We start from the raw sequence: 16,507 nt of genomic DNA on the forward strand, positions 1-16,507 counted from the left end.
GTGCGAGCACGTGCGGTTGAGATCCGGGAAAAGAGCAAGATCGGGCGGGCCGCCCGCGGAGGTGCGGGCGGCCGGTGGGGACCGCTCGGGTCAGCCGGCGACGACGGCCTCGGCCGCCGCCACCCCGCAGACGCGGGCGGCGCCGTAGGTGGCGATGTGCAGGGCGCCGCGCGGGGCGCTCTGGGGCAGGCCCATCTCCACGACGATCGTGTCGGGGCGGGCGGCGAGCAGGGTGTCGAGGGCGGCGCCCATCCAGGGGTGCCGGTGTTCGTCGCGGACGACGGCGACGATGCGGCGGCCGTCGGCGGCGGCGAGGGCCTGCGCGGCGGCGTCGCCCCCGGTGCACGAGCCGGCGGTGGTGCCGGGCAGCAGCCGGCGCAGTTCGGCGGCCGGGCCCCAGGGGGTCTGGTCGCCGACGGCGATGTTGCGGGCCGGCTCGAACTGGGCGACGTGCACCGGGGTGTCGAGCGGTGCGACGGCGGCGGTGCGGGTCACACGCAGCGCCCGGCGGGCGGCGATCAGGCCGATCACGGGGTCGGGTGCGGTGTCCGGTCCGGCCGTGCGGGCCTCGGCGGTCCACCGGGCGAGGTCGCGCACCCGGGCGGCGGCGTCGGCGAGCCGTTCCTCGGGCAGTTCGCCGGAGCGCACGGCGGCCACGAGCGCGTCCCGCAGGCCGAGGACGGTGCCCTCGTCGCACAGGCCGCCGCCGACGCAGATGGCGTCGGCGCCGGCCGCGATGGCGAGGACGACGCCGTGCTCCAGGCCGTAGGTGCCGGAGATCGCGCGCATCTCCATGCCGTCGGTGACGATCAGGCCCCGGTAGCCGAGTTCGCCGCGCAGCAGGTCGGTGAGGATGCGCGAGGAGAGGGTGCCCGGCCGGTCGGGGTCGAGGGCCGGGACGAGGATGTGCGCGCTCATGACCGCGCGGGTGCCGGCGGCGATGGCCGCGCGGAACGGGGGCAGTTCGCGGGCGTACAGCGTGTCGGTGTCGACGTCGATGCGGGGCACGTCGTGGTGCGAGTCGACGTTGGTGTCGCCGTGACCGGGGAAGTGCTTGGTGCAGGCGGCGACGCCGGTGGACTGCAGGCCCTCGACCCAGGCGGCGGTGTGCCGGGCGACCAGGTCGGTGCTCGCGCCGAAGGAGCGCACGCCGATGACGGGGTTGTCGGGGTTGGCGTTGACGTCGGCCGAGGGCGCCCAGTCGAAGGTGACGCCGCAGGCGGCGAGGCGCCGGCCGAGCTCGCGGGAGACGGCCCGGGTGAGGTCGGGGTCGTCGACGGCGCCGAGGGCGTGGTTGCCGGGGAAGGAGGAGCCGGTGCGCACGTCGAGGCGGGTGACGTCGCCGCTCTCCTCGTCGATGGCGACGAGGAGGTCGTCCCGTTCGGCGCGCAGCTGCCCGGTGAGCGCGGTGACCTGTTCCTCGGTGACGACGTTGCGGCCGAACAGGGCGACGGAGGCGAGTCCCTCACCGAGGCGGCGGCGCACCCAGTCGGGCGCGGTGGTGCCGTCGAACCCCGGCTGGAGCACCGCGAGGGCGTCCCGGGTCAGGGTGTCAGGGCCGGTGGCGAGTGTGGTCATCGGCGGGGTCATCCCTTCACGGCGCCGTCGGTCAGACCGCTGACAGCCTTGCGTTGCAGGAAGATGAAGAGGATCAGGATGGGCAGCGCGAACAGGGACGAGGCGGCCATGGTGGCGCCCCAGTCGTCACCGAAGGCGGTCTGGAACTGCGACAGCCACAGCGGAAGGGTCTGCTTGTCGTTGGCCTTGTTGAGGATCAGGACCAGCGGGAACTCGTTCCAGGCGGTGATGAAGCCGAACAGCGAGGTCGCCATCAGGCCGGGCGCGAGCAGCGGGAAGATGACCTTGACGAAGGCCTGGGTGCGGGTGCAGCCGTCGACCATCGCGGACTCCTCCAGCTCCTTCGGCACGGCGGCGACGTAGCCGCGCAGCGTCAGGACGGTCAGGGGCAGCACCATGACGGTGTAGAAGGCGGTCAGCGGGACGAGACTGTCCAGCATGTCGGCGTCGCGGACGATCATGTAGATGGCGATGATCATGACCTCCCAGGGGGCCATCTGCGCCAGCATGAACGTCACGATGAAGGCGCGCCTGCCCTTGAACCGCATCCGGGCGAGGGCGAAGGCGGCGAACAGGGCGATGACGAGGGAGATCAGCACCGAACAGACCGTCACCGTCACGGAGTTGCCGACCAGCGTCCAGAAGTTGTCCGCGTCGACGGCCTTCGTGAAGTGGCTGAAGGTGAGGTTCGTCGGGAACCACACGGGGTTCTCGGAGATGATGTCGCCGGTCGGTTTGAAGGCCGTGGCGAACATCCAGTAGACGGGGAACACGAGGCCGACGAAGAGGACGACGGCGGTCGCGTTCGGCCAGATACGTCCGAAGAGCGAGCGCTTCACAGCTCGTCCTCCTCTTGCTTGAGGACCATGCGCAGGTAGTACGAGGTCATGACGAGCAGCACCAGGACGGTCAGGAAGGAGATGGCCGCGCCGACGCCGAAGTGCTGGTTGCCGACGCCCTGGACGAAGGCGTAGATCGGCAGGGTCTCGGTGAGGTGGTCGGGGCCCCCCTCGTTGATCGCGAAGACCTGCGCGAACGCCTTGAAGACCCAGATGACTTCGAGGAAGGTCGTGGAGTACAGGAACGGCCGCAGGAACGGGAAGGTCACCGAGGTGAAGCTCTTCCAGGCGCCGGCGCCGTCCAGGGACGCGGCCTCGTACAACTCCCGGGGGATCGTGGTGGTGGCGGCGTAGAGGTTGATCGCCACGAAGGGGATCGACTGCCAGACGACCAACAGGATGATCACGAAGAAGGTGGAGGTCTGGGTGCCGAACCAGTTGTAGTCGGCCATGGAGTGCCAGCCCAGTTTGTCCAGGACCCAGTTGACGACGCCGAAGCGCTGGGCGAACAGCCACTGGTACACGGTGGTGGCCGCGATGATCGGCATGGCCCAGGCGAGGACGAGGCCGATCAGGAGCAGCAGCCGCATCCGCTTGCCGAGGCGGGCGAGCAGCAGTCCGGTCAGGGTGCCGAGCAGCATGATCAGGACGACGTTGAGCGCGGTGAAGGCGACGGAGCGCTCGACGACGTGCCAGAAGTCCGAACCGGTCAGGACCTCTTTGTAGTTGTCGGTCCCGTTCCACTCGGTGAGGTGCTGGATGAGCTGGCGCGGGTTGAGGTTCTGGAACGACAGCATGCCGTTCTTCACCAGGGGCCAGCCGAGCAGGACCAGGGTGGCCAGCAGCGCCGGCAGCAGGAGCAGATAGGGGGCGGCGGCGCCGCGGCGAGAGGACCGGGAGCCTCGGTCCTCACCCGACGGCGGCCCGGCCGTCCGGGCCTTGCGGACAGCGGGCTCCCCGGCCGTGTCCGTGCCTTGGGTCTGCACTGACATGAGTTGTCATCTCTTCCGTGGCCGAACCGGCCGTACGAACCACGACGGGGGCGCCGGGTGCGGGCGCCCCCGGCGCTGGACTAGTTCTGCTGGGCCAGACGCTTGTTGATCTCGGACTCGACGTCCTTGGCGGCCGCCGCGGGGTCCTTGCCGTTCAGGACCGAGGTCATGTACGACTTGATCGGGTTCGGGGTGTTCTCCACCGCGGCCCACTCGGGGATGAGCGGGGTGGTGCCGCCGCCTGCGGCGGCCGGGGCGGCGGCCTCGGCGGCGGGGTTGCCCTTGACGTTGCTCTCCAGGGACGCCTTGTTCGGGACGATGCCGCTGAGCTTGGCGAGTTCGCCCTCGTACTGGTCGGACAGGGCGATCTTCAGGAACTCCTTGGCCAGGGACTGGTGCTTGCTGTTCTGGGCGACGGCGAGGTTGGAGCCGCCGAGGAAGACGCCCTCGGGCTTGTCGGCGGTAACGCCCGGGATGGTGAAGTAGCCGAGGTCCTTCTCGATGGACTTGTTGGCCTGGACGGCGGTGGCGGCCTCCCAGCCCATGCCGATGAACGCGCCGGTCTTGCCCTTGGCGAAGACCTGGGCCTGCTGCGGGGTGGCCTCGTCCTTGTCCTTGGGGGCCTTGGAGTAGGAGGCGTACTTCTTGTAGAGCTGCATGGCCGCGGCGACCTTGGGGTCGGCGAGGTTGGAGACGTACTTGTCCCCCTGCTTCTTCACCAGCTCGCCGCCCTGGCCGATGATGAGGCCGTCGAAGAAGTACCAGTTCTGGCCGGGCAGGTAGAGGGGCTCGGCGTCGGTCTTCTTGCCGATGGTCTCCAGGTCCTTGAAGAACTCGTCCCGGGTCTTGGGGGTGGCGGTGATGCCGGCCTTCGCCCAGATCGCCTTGTTGTAGATGACGACGCGGTTGGCGAAGTACCAGGGGGCGGCGTACTGCTTGCCGTCGTAGACGGAGGACTGCGAGACCGAGGGCGTCCAGTCGGCGCCGATCGCCTTCTTGACGTCGGAGAGGTCGGCGAGACCGCCGGTGGCCGCGTAGGCGGGGGTCTGGGTGTTGCCGACCTCCAGGACGTCCGGCGGGGTGTCCTCGGAGAGGGCGGTGGTGATCTTCTGCTGGATCCCGTCCCACTTCTGGATCTGGAAGTTCACCTTGGCGCCGGTCTGCTTCAAGAAGGCGGCCTGCACGTCCTTGGTCCACTGCGGCGGCGCCGAGCCGTCCATGGTCCAGACGGTGAGCGTCTGGCCCTTCCAGCTGCCCGGCCCCGCGTCCTTGGAGTCGTCCTTGCTGTTCCCGCCACACGCCGCAACGGAGACCATCATGCCCGCGATCGTGATCGCGGCAGCGAGCTTGCGCTTCACGCCACCCTCCTCAGGGATGCCACTTGCCCCCCACGCCCTCGGCGGTGATCTGCGTACGACGCTGGTGCACACAGGGCTCGGGACCTGGCCACTAATGGTGTAGACCAGTACGGTGGAGCTTGGCCTAGACCTTTCGGGGTGTCAAGGGTGGTCCAGGAAGCCGATTCCGGCCGTTACGAGAACGTCACCGGAGGGCGTCCGTCCGCATCCGCCCCCTTCGTCCCGGCCCTCCGCGACACCGGACCGTTGGACTAGACCATAGGGCAGCCGACCGCTATAACGGGAGACCGTCGACACAGCCGGGAAGGCAGGCATGACCACCGACGTCAGCAGCGCCCAGCCGTACGAAGGGGCGCCCGGCCGCACCGCGCGCGTGCCGAAGTACTACCGGATCAAGCAGCAACTCCTCGCCATGACCGAGGCGTTGCAGCCGGGTTCGGCCATGCCCGCGGAACGGCTGCTGGCCGTCCGGTTCGACACCTCCCGGACCACGATCCGGCAGGCGCTCACGGAACTCGTGGGCGAGGGCCGCCTCGACCGGATCCAGGGCAAGGGCACCTTCGTCGCCCAGCCCAAGCTGTACCGCACGCTCCGGCTGACCTCGCACACCGAGGACATGCGCGCCCAGGGACTCACCCCGGCCTCGCGGATGCTGGACATCGGGGAGATCCCGGCGGACGAACAGCTGGCGGGGCTGCTCGGCATCGGGCTCGGCGAGCGGGTGCTGCGCATCGAGCGGCTGCGGCTGGCGAGCGGCGCCCCCATGGCGATCGAGACGACCCATCTGTCCGCCCGGCGCTTCCCCGGTCTGCGCCGCACGCTCGCGGACCGGCCCTCGCTCTACACCGCGCTCGCCGAGGTGTACGGCGTCCGTCTCGCCGAGGCCGACGAGACCATCGAGACCTCGCTGTCCACCCCGCGCGAGGCACAGCTGCTCGCCACGGACGTGGGGCTGCCGATGCTGCTGCTGTCCCGGCACTCGCGGGACGCGGAGGGCACCCCGGTGGAGTGGGTGCGCTCGGTGTACCGGGGGTCGCGGTACAAGTTCGTCGCCGCGCTGAGCCGCCCGGCGGAGCGGACGGCGGTCCTGCGGCGCACCTGAGGGAGCCGCGGGACCGCCGGCCGTCAGTCCAGGAACGCCGTCTCGATCCAGCGGCGTACCGCGCGCGGGCGCATACGGTGCAGACGGTCCACGGTGTCGGCGACCTCCTGGGCGCCGCCCACCGACAGGAACTTCTCGCGCACCAGGTCGGAGTGGGCCGCCCGGGTCTCCGGGCCGGCCGCGCCGACCGGGATCAGCCGGGTGCGCGAGAGCGTGCGGCCGTCCGTCAGCCGCACCGTGACCCGGGCGCCGGTCGCCTTGGTCGAGCGGGAGAAGTCCCGGCCGTCGGACCTGGACGCGCCCACCAGATCGACGAGTTCGTCCCCGCCGAAGCCGCGCAGCCAGGGCACGGCCAGCTCGCCGGCCTCGCGCACCGCCTCGCCGAACGGTGCGTCGGACAGGAAGAGTTCGCGGGTCATGTCGGTGTCGTGGCGCAGCTGGATGCGCTTCGCCAGCGCCCACCGGTCGGGGTCGTCGAGATGCGGCGAGGAGAAGTCGTCCACGCCGAAGCCGCCGGTGAGCAGCGTGGTTGCGACGGGGTACGGCACGTCGAGGACCAGTGCGCCCAGCGGGGAGCCGGGGCCGGTGACGTAGCGGGCGGCCCGCTCCCCCGCGAACAGGGTGTACAGGGAGGCCTCGACGACGACCTCGGCCACGTCCTGCGGCCGCAGTGCGCCGAGTTCCCGGTGGATCTCGGCCGCGCAGTCCACGGCGGCGTCGATGCCGGGGCCGCCCGGGTGCATCTTGAACGAGAGGGTGTCCGTGTGCCAGCGGCGGCCGAGCCCCTTGGCCACGGCCTGCGGCAGCGGCACGGTCGCGAACCGGGCGAGGAAGCCGTCGCTGTGCTCGATGATGTCGGGCGCCCCGCGCAGCCCCGCGTACGCGGCGTCGCAGGCGTCCATCGCGGTGCGCACCGGGGTGAAGGTGTTGAACAGCCGGGCGTCGCTGGCGAGGAAGGCGCGCATCAGCGGCCAGTTGGGCATCGCGAAGGCCAGTCCGAAGGCGTTCTCGAAGAGCGTCGCCGGGGCCCGGTCGCAGTGCAGCCGTCCGGCGACCGCCCCGGCGAGATGGGTGTGGACGGCGCTCTGGCCGCGCAGCGGACCGAGGGTCGCGGAGGCGGTGATCCGGGCCGCGCACTCGTTGGCGGCGACCACCGCGGTCAGCAGCGACAGCCCGTCCAGCTGGCGGGCGTAGGCGAAGGCGAGCGGTACGGCGACCGTCGAGTTCGACAGGTGTCCGGCGTACGCGGTGTCGTCCAGGTTGAGCCAGGAGCCGAGCGCGGCGAACACCCCGGCGGCCTGGCGCGGATCGCGCTGCATGGGGTGCCCGAAGGCGGCCACCAGGCGTCTGCCGAGGGGGTGTTGGAGGCCGGCGCGGATGGAGGAGATCTGGGAGAGCACCTGGCTCGCGGCGAGTTTCAGCACCCGGCACGGGATGTCGCCCGGGCGCAGGGTCGCGGCCCAGTGCGAGAGTTCGCGCAGCGGGGTGTCGGCGGAGGCGCGGCCGCGGCCGGACCGGGACGGGGTGCCGTACGGCTCGCCCCAGTCGGCGCACAGCGCCCGGGCGACGCTCTCCGCGAGGACGGCGGTCATGGCGGATACACCTTCCGTACGTCGAGGGGGACACGGCTGCGGGAGCACCGACGTTCCCGGTGCTCCCGCAGGGTCGGACGTGCGTGGGCGGTGTTACGCGGCCGGGACCTTGTCGAGGAAGCCGTAGACGCCCTTGATCCGGCCGGCGCCGTCGGTGACCAGGACGTCGAAGCCGATGGCGACCGGCTCGGCGCCCGGCTCGGTCACCAGGCCCCACTGGAAGCGGGCCTGGTCGTGGTGGGCGTCGATGGTGCCGTGCAGTTCGAAGGCGAGGCCCTGGAACTGCTCGCGGGCGCCGGCCACCACGGCTCCGAAGCCCTCGTGGCCCTCGACCGCGGCGAGCGGGTCGATGTACGGGGCGTCGGCGGTGAACAGCTCGGCGATGGCCGCGGCGCGCTTGTCGGCGTCGGCCTCGTTCCAGATGTCGAGGTAGCGGGTGACGGTGGTGGTCAGGTCGCTCATGCGGGCGATCTCCTCTGTGGTGTTCAACTTCGGTACTCGGAAAGGTGGTTCAGGAGGCGGCCGGCGCCCACACCGGGAGGGCTCCGGGGAGCACCTCGAAGGTGGCCGCGCTGCCGATGCCGGGCTGGTACTCGCCGTCGTGCTCCAGCGGGAGGCGGCGGCCGTCGGTGCGCTCGACGGTGATCGTGCGCCCGCGGGCGTAGACGGTCGCCGGATGGTCCATGTGGGCGGCGTCCAGGGTCAGTTCGGGGACCTGGTCCGCCGGGACGCCGCCGCCGATGACACACACGTCCAGCAGTCCGTCGTCCAGCAGCGAGTCGGGCAGCACCAGGAACCGGCCGCCTCGGTAGCGGCCCCCGCCGACGTTGGCGAGGACCGTGGGGCCCTCGTGCACCACCCGGCCGTCGACCGTCACGCGGCCCGGGTACGGCGGGTAGCCGGCGGCCGTGTCGGCGTAGGCGCGGGCGTAGCGCTCGCGGCCCTTCAGCGGCAGCTCCCCGGCGGTGAGCAGCGCGTCGGCGATCACGCCCGAACAGGCGCCCAGGTACACGTAGTTGCGGGTCTCGGCGAGGCGGGCCAGGTCGAGGCGGCGCAGCCGGACGCTGCCGCCGACGCCGGTGTCGGTCAGGATCGCCTTCAGCGACTCGCTCCAGGGGCGCTCGCCCCACAGCATCTTGTAGCCGGAGTTGCCGGTGCCGCCGGGCACGACGGCGAGGGCGGCGTTCCCGGTGGCGGGCACGAGTCCCTGTACGGCCTCGCGGACGGTGCCGTCGCCGCCGATGACGACGATCAGGTCGGGCGCGCCCGGGGCGGCGCCGGCCGGCCGCCCCAGGGCCCGGCGCACGGCGGCCGTGGCGTCGCCCGGTCCGGTGGTGAGGTGCACCTCGGTGTGCTCCAGGCAGGAGGCGCACAACTGGCGTACCTGCTCGACCAGTTCGGGCGAGTGGCTGCCGGAGGCGGGGTTGCCCAGGACGAGTGCCCGGGTGGGGGCCGGGGCTGCGGTGTCTGCCATGTCGGGCGTGCTCCTTCCCGTCGGACGCACCGGCGGTGGACCGGCCACCGACGACTCTGCCAAGCACGGCTGATCCGGTGCTGACACGCGGCTGACACCGGTCCGGGCGGCACCGGTCGTGTCAGTGCCCGGTCAGGTTCCGGGTTTCGAATGGATGAATCGGTGCAACTGCCGCGGCTCTTCGCCGGAGCGCACCGACCGCCCCCACCCCCACACACACCACGAAAGGAATGATGCTCATGACCACGCTGAACAGTCCGCCCCTGCCCGTCCACCGGTACACCGCCGAACTGCGCCGGGAGGCGGCCCGGTTCGCCGAGGCCGCCCGCACGATCCCTCTGACGGAGCCCGTCCCGACGTGCCCGGGCTGGACGCTGGGCGACCTGGTCCGGCATGTGCGCCAGGGCCACGACTGGGCGACCACGATCCTGGCCACGCGCAGCACCGAGTTCGTCCTGCCCGGCGGCGACCTGTCCGGCTCCCCGGACGAGGACAGGAGCTGGACCGAGCGGGTGGCCGAGCTCGGTGCCCGGGGCGGGGCCCAGGAGGGCCGGCTCGCCGACCCGGAGCTGCGCGCACGGTTCGTCGTCGAGGGCGCGGACCGGCTCGTCGAGGCGATCGACGGGGTGGGCCCCGAGGTGCCGGTGTGGGCCCCGCACGGCAGGCAGAACAAGGAGTTCTGGCCGCGCTGGGCGGTGTTCGAGACAGCCGTGCACCGGGCCGACGTGTACGCGATGGCCGGTCTGCCGTTCACGCCGGCCACGGAGGTCGCCCTGGACTGCGTGGACTTCTGTCTGGTCGCCTTCGGGGTGCCCGAGGCGAGGCCGTTCCTGTCGCCCCTGTTCGCCGAGGTGCCCCGCGGCGGACAGACGCTGTGCTTCCGCTCGACGCGGGAGTCGGCGAACAGCCCGTCGAGCTGGCTGGTCACCTGCGCCGCGGGGGGCGTCGAGGTGACCCGGGAGGTCCCGGCCGGTACGCGGGCGGACGCCACCGTGATCGCCGAACCGGCGGATCTGCTGCTGGTCGTCAAGGGGCGGCTGCGGCCGATGAGCCCGCGCATGACGGTGCGGGGCGACCGTGAGCTGCTGGACTTCTGGCTGAGCCACGCCGTCTCCTGAGCCTCGGTCACCGGTACGGCGAAGGACCCGGGTCCGCCGAGAGAGAGCTCGGCGGACCCGGGTCCTTCGCCGTCGGCAGGGCGTCACCAGGTGACGGGCAGCTCCTCCAGGCCGTAGACGATCGTGTTCTCGCGGAAGCGCACCTCCTCGGGCGGCACGGCCAGGCGCAGCGTGGGGAAGCGGGCGAAGAGGGCGCTCAGGCACACCTCCAGCTCCATCCGGGCCAGCGAGGCACCGGGGCACAGGTGCGCGCCGAAGCCGAAGGCGAGGTGCCCGGAGGCGTCGCGGCGGATGTCGACGCGGCCGGCGCCGGGGTAGACGGACTCGTCGTGGTTGGCGGCGGGGATCGCGACGATCACACCGTCCCCCTTGCGGATCACGGCCCCGCTCAGCTCGACGTCGTCCACGGCCGCGCGGACCTGGTTGTCCTGGGAGATGGACCAGTAGCGCAGCAGTTCCTCGACCGCCGACCGGTACAGGGCGGGATCGGCGCGCAGTGCGGACAGTTGGGCCGGGTCGCGCAGCAGGCTCAGGACGCTGAGGCTGATCTGGTGGGCGGTGGTCTCGTGCCCGGCGACGAGGAAGAAGCGGGCCATGGCGACGAGGTCCGCGTGCGTCAGCTCGCCGGCCGCCACGTACCGTGTGGCCAGCCGGCTGATCAGGTCGTCGCGCGGCTCGGCGGTGCGCTGCGCGGCGAGCCGGTCCAGGAACCGTGTCATCTCGGCGAAGGCGGCGTACGTCTCCTCGGGGCCGGCCTCCTGGGAGAGGATGACCTGGCTCTGCTCGGTGAAGTCCGCCTCGTCCTCCTCCGGGACGCCGAGCATCCGGGCGATCACCAGCGAGGGCAGCCGGAGCGCGAAACTCCGTACCAGGTCGACCGGGTTGGGACCCTGTTCGATCTCGTCCAGGAGCTGCGCGACGAGCAGTTCGACCTCGGGGCGCAGGGCGCGGGTGCGGCGGGCGGTGAACTCGGTCAGCGCCATCCGGCGCAGCCGGCCGTGCTCGGGGTCGTCCATGCGGCTGAAGGACATCACGCCGGGTTCCGGCGGCAGTTGGATCCGGATGGGGAAGCCGGGCTGCTGGTCGTCGGCGCTGAACCGGTCGTCGTTGAGCACCTGGCGGACGTCCGCGTGCCGGGTCACCAGCCAGGCCTCGCCGCCGCGGATCCGCACGCGCAGCGGGGGTCGTTCTCTCAGCTCCGCGTAGGCGTCGGGCGGTGTGTAGGGGCAGGAACGGGGCATGGGCCAGACGGGGAGTTCTGACATGGAGTCCTCCGGCGGTGTGGCAGGAACAGCGGTGTTTCAGCCATGCTGGCGAAGGGGTCTGACCGGATTCTGATGTACGGCTGACGGGCACGCGGAGTCGTGTTCCGCGTGCCCGTCGGGTGTGGCCGGTGTGGTCCGCCAGGGCTCAGGAGGCCTTCGCCCGGCCCGGCAGCAGCTGGACCAGGGCGGCCACCACGGCGCAGATACCGGCCTGCACGAGCAGGCTCGTGCCGAAGGCGTGGGCGTAGGGGTGCGCGCCGGTCCCGTGGCCGACGACGCCGAAGAAGACGACGCCGATCACCGCGATGCCGATGGCGTTGCCCATCTCCTGTGCGGTGGAGAACACCCCGGAGGCGGCGGCGGCGTGGTGCGGGGCCACGCCTTCGAGGACCAGGGAGGCGAGCGGGGCGATGACGAAGCCCATGCCGAACCCGGAGATCACCATGGCCGGGATGCACCAGGCGACGGAACCGCTGCCGTCCAGCTCCCACGCGGTCACGGCGAGGGCCACGTTGCCGACCGCCTGGATCAGCGCGCCGATGGTCAGGACCTGCTTGCCGAGCTTGGCCGCGACCTTCGGCGACTGCGCGGAGCCGATGAAGAAGCCGAGGCCGAGCGGGATGAACAGCAGGCCGGAGCGGAGTGCGGACAGCCCGCGGCCCTCCTGCAGGTAGAGCGCGAGGACCAGGAAGAACGAGGCCATCGCGGCGAAGAACACCAGCAGGGAGGCCACACCCACGCCGAACGCCCGGTCCTCGAACAGGCTCGGGTGGACCAGCGGCGACCGGTCGCGGGCGGCCTTGCGACGCTGGGTCCACCAGAACGCGGCCAGCAGCGGCACCGCCGCGATCAGGCACTCCCAGGTCCAGGTCGGCCAGCCCTGCTCGCGGCCCTGGACCAGCGGCACCACGATGGCGCTGAGGCCGGCGGTCACCAGGATCACACCGGTCCAGTCGAGGCCGGTACGGCCCTCGGCCCGGGACTCGGGCACCTTCTTCGGGGTGAGCAGCAGGACGACGGCGCCGATCGGGGCGTTGATCAGGAAGATGGTCCGCCAGTCCCAGCCGAAGATGTCGGCCTTGATCAGCAGACCGCCGATCAGCTGCCCGAACACGGCCGAGGCGCCCATCGTGATGCCGTAGGCGTTGAACGCGGCGACCCGGGCCTTGCCCGTGTACGCCGTGGTCAGGATGCCGAGCACCTGCGGGATGACGAGGGCCGCCGAGGCGCCCTGCACCGCGCGCGCCACGATCAGCTCGGCCATGTTCGGGGCGATGCCGCAGGCCAGCGAGGAGAGCGTGAACAGGGCCAGGCCGATGGAGAACACCTTCCGGCGCCCGTAGAGGTCACCGAGCCGGCCGCCGGTGATGAGCATGGCGGACAGGCCGATGTTGAAGGTCGCGGCGACCAGCTGGATCTCGGCGCTGGTCGCGTGCATGTTGCGCTGGAGCGAGGGGATGGCGACGTTGACGATGAAGAAGTCGACGTTGGCGATGAAGAGTCCGGCCAGCACCACCAGGAGTGCACCCCAGGCTGGCTTGCCTCCGGCCTCCTCGATGTCCGGTGGCGGGGCGGCCGAGGCCGCGCTGCCGGTCAGTTCCGCTTCGGTGGTCATGGACGACCCTCCTAGGTCGTTTCGTGCTGGTGGGGGGCGTGCCGACGGGTGTCCGCACGGCGTGCCGGGGCACGGGACGGCACTCGGTGCGACAGTCCTTGCGAGCACTGTCCCGCGCCCCGCTGACACGGCGCTGACGCGGACCCCGGCGGACGGTGGCCGCGGCGGTCAGCCCACCGGTCCGGCGGTCAGCCGCTGGAGCCGGTGCGCGAAGTGCGCGGTGACGGCCTGGGCGTGGGTGTCGATGTAGAAGTGGCCGCCCTCGTACTCGTTGTGCCCGAGGTACTGCGGTGTGCGGCCGGCCCAGTGGGACATGGCGTCCGGGGTCTCCTGGAGCGGGTCGCTGCGGCCGCCGTAGGAGGCGAGCGGGCAGCTGACGCCGGCGCCGTCGTCGTCGTAGTCCCCGGCGACCCTGAGGTCGGCGCGCAGGGCGGGCACGACCAGGGCGAGCATCTCGGGGTTGTCGTAGACCTCGGCCGGGAAGGAGCCCAACTTCTTGATCCATTCGATGAGTTCGGGCTCCGGCATCCGGCTCTGCTCCTCGGTCGGCTTGAAGAAGCCGACGGGCGACCAGCCGGACATGCCGACCATGAGGGGGGCCGGGCCGCCCTCCTCCTGCATGCGGATGGCCAGCCGGAACGCCAGCTGGGCGCCGAGGCAGTGCCCGAAGAAGGCGAACGGCCGCTCGTCCAGGTCGTTCAGCACCGCCTCGTGCAGGGCGTCCAGCAGCGGCCAGAAGTTCTCGTACGTCTGCTCCTCGCGCCGGTTGTGCCGGCCGGGCAGGGTGACGGCCTGCGCGGCGATGTCCGGCGGGAGCAGGCGTTCCCAGTCGCGGTAGATGATGGCGCCGCTGCCCGCGTGGGGCAGCAGGAACAGCCGGATCGAGGCGTCGGGCGAGGGCTCCACGGGGTGGAACCAGTGCCCCTCGCTGGACATCTGGCTGCCCTGGGCGGCGGTGGCGGTGGTCACGACTGCGTACTCCCAACGGTGGTGGACGGACCGAGGGCGCGCAGCGCGGGCAGCAGCACCTCGGCGATCTCCTTCAACTGCGGCTCCGGGTCGAGGGATCCGATCCGTACGACCAGGTGCCGGGCGCCGGCCCGGACGTAGCCGCCGAGCCGCTCGGCGCACTTCTCGGCGCTGCCCCAGCCGTAGGCCTGGATGGTGCGCATCTGCTCCAGGGAGCGGCCGTAGTAGTGGCTGATGTAGTGCTCCAGCTCGGCCCGGGCGGCGCGCTCGTCGCTGTTCACGGTGACCGTGGCGTACAGCGCGGGCGTGACGGTGCGGCCGGCCTCCGCGGCGAGCTCCGCGAGCCGGTGGCGGGCGCGGGCGTAGGCGTCGACGTCGGGCAGGAACGGCAGCCAGCCGTCGTAGCGCTCAGCGGCGCGGGCGAGGACCTTGGGGGTGTCGCTGCCGGCCAGCCAGAGCGGGGGCCCGCCGGGGACGGCCGGTGCGGGCAGCCGGTCCAGGTGCTCGGCCTGCCAGAACCTGCCCTGGAACTCGCTGGGTTCGCCCTCCTCCCCGGACCGCCAGGCCGCGCGCCACAGCGCGGTGATCTCGTCGAGGCGTCCGACGCGGCCCTGGAAGGACGCGCCGACGGAGGCGAACTCCTCCTCGGTCTCGGCCATCGGGAAGCCCGAACCGAGGCCGAGGACCAGCCTGTTCGCGGCGACGTGGCTCAGGCTCGCGACCAGGTTGGCGCCGATGAGGGGGTGGCGCAGGGCGGGAGTGAGCGCGGCCGTGCCGACGGTGATGTGCCGGGTGGCGGCGGCCGCGGCCGCGAGGACGACCAGGGGGTCCAGCCGGGGGCGGGCGGTCAGGGAGTCCCCGGCCCACAGGGAGTCGAAGCCGAGCGCCTCCGCGGTCCTGGCGAAGTCGAGGAGGGGGGCCGCGGCGTAGGTGCCGTTGATGGCCTGCTCCCGGGTGGGCAGCAGGATGCCGATGCTCGGTGCGGTCACAGTGCGCTCCCCAGAGGATGCCGGGCCGGTGCCGTCAGCCGGTCCCGCACCGCGCGGCGCAGGATCTTGCCCGACGGGTTGCGCGGCAGGTCGTCCACGACGTGGTAGGTGCCCGGGATCTTGTAGTCGGCGATGCGGCCCCGCAGGGACAGCAGGAGTTCGCGGGGGGTGGCGCTCGCGCCGGGCCGCAGGACGACGGCCGCGTGGACGCTCTCGCCCCAGCGCTCGTCGGGCAGGCCGACCACGGCCGCCTCGGCGACCGCCGGGTGCGCGGCGAGGGCCTTCTCGACCTCGGCCGGGTAGATGTTCTGCCCGGCGACGATGATCGTGTCGTTGATGCGGTCGCACAGGTGGAGGTGGCCGTCCTCGTCGAGGTAGCCGGCGTCGCCCATGTGCAGCCACTCCCCCACCAGGGTGCGGGCGGTGGCCTCGGGCAGGTTCCAGTAGCCGAGCATCCGGGAGGGCGTGCGGACGCAGATCTGGCCGATGGCGCCGGACGGCAGGGTGTCGCCGTCGGGGCCGACGACCTTGACCTCGGTGCCGGGGCAGGGCAGGCCCACCGAGGTGAGCTTCGTGCTGCCCGGGTGGTGGGCCGCCGGCGGCAGGCACACCGCCACGCTGCCGGTCTCGGTGCTGGCGTAGATCTGGGCGAACTCGCAGTCGTAGGTGGCCAGGCACTGTTTGAGCAGGGTCTCGGACATCGGCGCGGCGCCGTAGGCGATCTTGCGCAGCGAGGTGAACGCCTCGGGTCCGGCCGCCCGTTCGGCCGCCATCGCCTGGAGCATCGCGGGCGCGGCGAAGGTCGTCGTCACACGGTGCTCGCGGATGAGGCGGACCGCTTCCTGCGGGTCGAACTGCGGCATGATCACGCTGGTGCCGCCGGCGTTGAAGGTGTGCAGGAACCAGCCGATGCCGGCGACCCCGAAGCCCGGCAGCGAGATCAGGGCGACGTCCTCGGGCAGCCAGTCGATCCAGTCGACGCCCGCGGCGCGGCTCGCGTGCGGCAGGGTGAAGAAGCTGCGGTGGGCGAGGACGGCGCCCTTGGGCAGGCCGGTCGTACCGCTCGTGTAGATCTGGATGACGGCGTCGTCCGGGCCGGTGCCGGGCGCCAGGTCGGTCTCGGGCTGGTCGGCCGCCCAGGCCGACAGGCCGGCGCCGCGCGCGGGTTCGCCGTAGGGATCGGTGCCGTCGACGCGGATCACCCTGCGCAGTCCGCGCAGTTGGTGGCGGACTTCTGCGACGGTGTCCCAGAACTCGTCGTCCACGAAGATCAGCGCGGCCCGCGAGTCGCGCAGGATGTGGTCGACCTCGTGCGGGGTGAGCCGCCAGTTGACCGGGACCAGGACGGCGCCCGCCTTGGCGCAGGCGATCATCACGAGGTAGTAGTTCGCGGACTCGCGGCCCAGGTAGGCGACCCGGTCACCGCGCCGGATGCCGCTGGTGCGCAGGGCGTGGGCGGCGCGGTTGCTGTCGCGGTGGAACTTGTCGTAGGTGGTGACCCGGCCCTCGCAGACGATCGCCGGGTGGTCCGGGCGGCTTCCGGCGTGAGCCCGGGAGGAGTGGTGGAGCGTCCAGCGCTCCCTCGGTATGTCGGTCATGGTGGTGGTGTCCCGTCC

At 72.0% G+C, this 16,507-nt stretch carries 14 protein-coding genes; 2 read left to right on the top strand and 12 right to left on the bottom strand.

Annotated elements, in window-relative coordinates:
- Positions 1–90 precede the first annotated feature (90 nt).
- The 4 genes from BIV25_RS22130 to BIV25_RS22145 form a co-directional block, all read right to left on the bottom strand.
- Entirely contained in the window at positions 91–1,578 is a 1,488-nt protein-coding gene (locus tag BIV25_RS22130; protein WP_071374120.1) for a glycoside hydrolase family 3 protein, read from the bottom strand.
- 8 nt (positions 1,579–1,586) lie between these two features.
- The gene (locus BIV25_RS22135) at positions 1,587–2,417 is read right to left on the bottom strand and encodes a carbohydrate ABC transporter permease (protein ID WP_071374121.1); all 831 of its coding nucleotides are present in this window, start codon (positions 2,415–2,417) and stop codon (positions 1,587–1,589) included.
- Positions 2,414–3,409 carry a carbohydrate ABC transporter permease gene (locus tag BIV25_RS22140; protein WP_071374122.1) on the bottom strand — a complete coding sequence of 332 codons (996 nt, stop codon included), beginning with the start codon at positions 3,407–3,409 and terminating at the stop codon, positions 2,414–2,416. The genes BIV25_RS22135 and BIV25_RS22140 overlap by 4 nt, the downstream gene beginning before the upstream one ends.
- An 80-nt stretch (positions 3,410–3,489) precedes the next feature.
- On the bottom strand, positions 3,490–4,767 hold the full coding sequence (locus BIV25_RS22145; protein WP_071374123.1) for an extracellular solute-binding protein: 1,278 nt from the start codon (positions 4,765–4,767) through the stop codon (positions 3,490–3,492).
- A gap of 313 nt (positions 4,768–5,080) precedes the next feature.
- On the opposite strand from BIV25_RS22145, the gene BIV25_RS22150 reads away from it, so the two are divergent.
- Positions 5,081–5,869: a GntR family transcriptional regulator gene (locus tag BIV25_RS22150; RefSeq protein WP_071374124.1), complete on the top strand. Its 789-nt coding sequence runs from the start codon at positions 5,081–5,083 to the stop codon at positions 5,867–5,869.
- A 23-nt stretch (positions 5,870–5,892) separates the two neighbouring features.
- Here BIV25_RS22150 and BIV25_RS22155 read toward each other — a convergent pair whose 3' ends face one another.
- The 3 genes from BIV25_RS22155 to BIV25_RS22165 all read right to left on the bottom strand — a co-directional run bounded on the left by BIV25_RS22155 (position 5,893) and on the right by BIV25_RS22165 (position 8,935).
- The gene (locus tag BIV25_RS22155; protein ID WP_079176819.1) at positions 5,893–7,461 is read right to left on the bottom strand and encodes an MmgE/PrpD family protein; all 1,569 of its coding nucleotides are present in this window, start codon (positions 7,459–7,461) and stop codon (positions 5,893–5,895) included.
- 93 nt (positions 7,462–7,554) lie between these two features.
- A complete protein-coding gene (locus BIV25_RS22160; protein WP_071374125.1) occupies positions 7,555–7,923 on the bottom strand; it encodes a nuclear transport factor 2 family protein in 369 nt (122 codons plus the stop codon).
- A gap of 49 nt (positions 7,924–7,972) precedes the next feature.
- Positions 7,973–8,935 (bottom strand): diacylglycerol kinase family protein, encoded by a 963-nt coding sequence (locus tag BIV25_RS22165; protein WP_071374126.1) that lies wholly within the window; start codon positions 8,933–8,935, stop codon positions 7,973–7,975.
- 239 nt (positions 8,936–9,174) lie between these two features.
- On the opposite strand from BIV25_RS22165, the gene BIV25_RS22170 reads away from it, so the two are divergent.
- Positions 9,175–10,053: a maleylpyruvate isomerase N-terminal domain-containing protein gene (locus tag BIV25_RS22170; RefSeq protein ID WP_177235373.1), complete on the top strand. Its 879-nt coding sequence runs from the start codon at positions 9,175–9,177 to the stop codon at positions 10,051–10,053.
- Between the two features lie 83 nt (positions 10,054–10,136).
- Here the strand turns inward: BIV25_RS22170 and BIV25_RS22175 are convergent, their stop codons facing one another.
- The 5 genes from BIV25_RS22175 to BIV25_RS22195 all read right to left on the bottom strand — a co-directional run bounded on the left by BIV25_RS22175 (position 10,137) and on the right by BIV25_RS22195 (position 16,489).
- On the bottom strand, positions 10,137–11,318 hold the full coding sequence (locus tag BIV25_RS22175) for a cytochrome P450 (RefSeq protein ID WP_071374128.1): 1,182 nt from the start codon (positions 11,316–11,318) through the stop codon (positions 10,137–10,139).
- Between the two features lie 145 nt (positions 11,319–11,463).
- Positions 11,464–12,933: an MFS transporter gene (locus tag BIV25_RS22180; protein WP_177235374.1), complete on the bottom strand. Its 1,470-nt coding sequence runs from the start codon at positions 12,931–12,933 to the stop codon at positions 11,464–11,466.
- A 168-nt stretch (positions 12,934–13,101) separates the two neighbouring features.
- A complete protein-coding gene (locus BIV25_RS22185; protein ID WP_071374295.1) occupies positions 13,102–13,869 on the bottom strand; it encodes a thioesterase II family protein in 768 nt (255 codons plus the stop codon).
- A 29-nt stretch (positions 13,870–13,898) separates the two neighbouring features.
- Complete coding sequence (locus BIV25_RS22190; protein ID WP_071374129.1) at positions 13,899–14,891, bottom strand: LLM class flavin-dependent oxidoreductase; 993 nt, start codon at positions 14,889–14,891, stop codon at positions 13,899–13,901.
- Positions 14,888–16,489 carry a long-chain-fatty-acid--CoA ligase gene (locus BIV25_RS22195; RefSeq protein ID WP_071374294.1) on the bottom strand — a complete coding sequence of 534 codons (1,602 nt, stop codon included), beginning with the start codon at positions 16,487–16,489 and terminating at the stop codon, positions 14,888–14,890. The genes BIV25_RS22190 and BIV25_RS22195 overlap by 4 nt, the downstream gene beginning before the upstream one ends.
- Positions 16,490–16,507 lie beyond the last annotated feature (18 nt).

The organism is Streptomyces sp. MUSC 14 (assembly GCF_001866675.1).
Classification (GTDB): domain Bacteria; phylum Actinomycetota; class Actinomycetes; order Streptomycetales; family Streptomycetaceae; genus Streptomyces.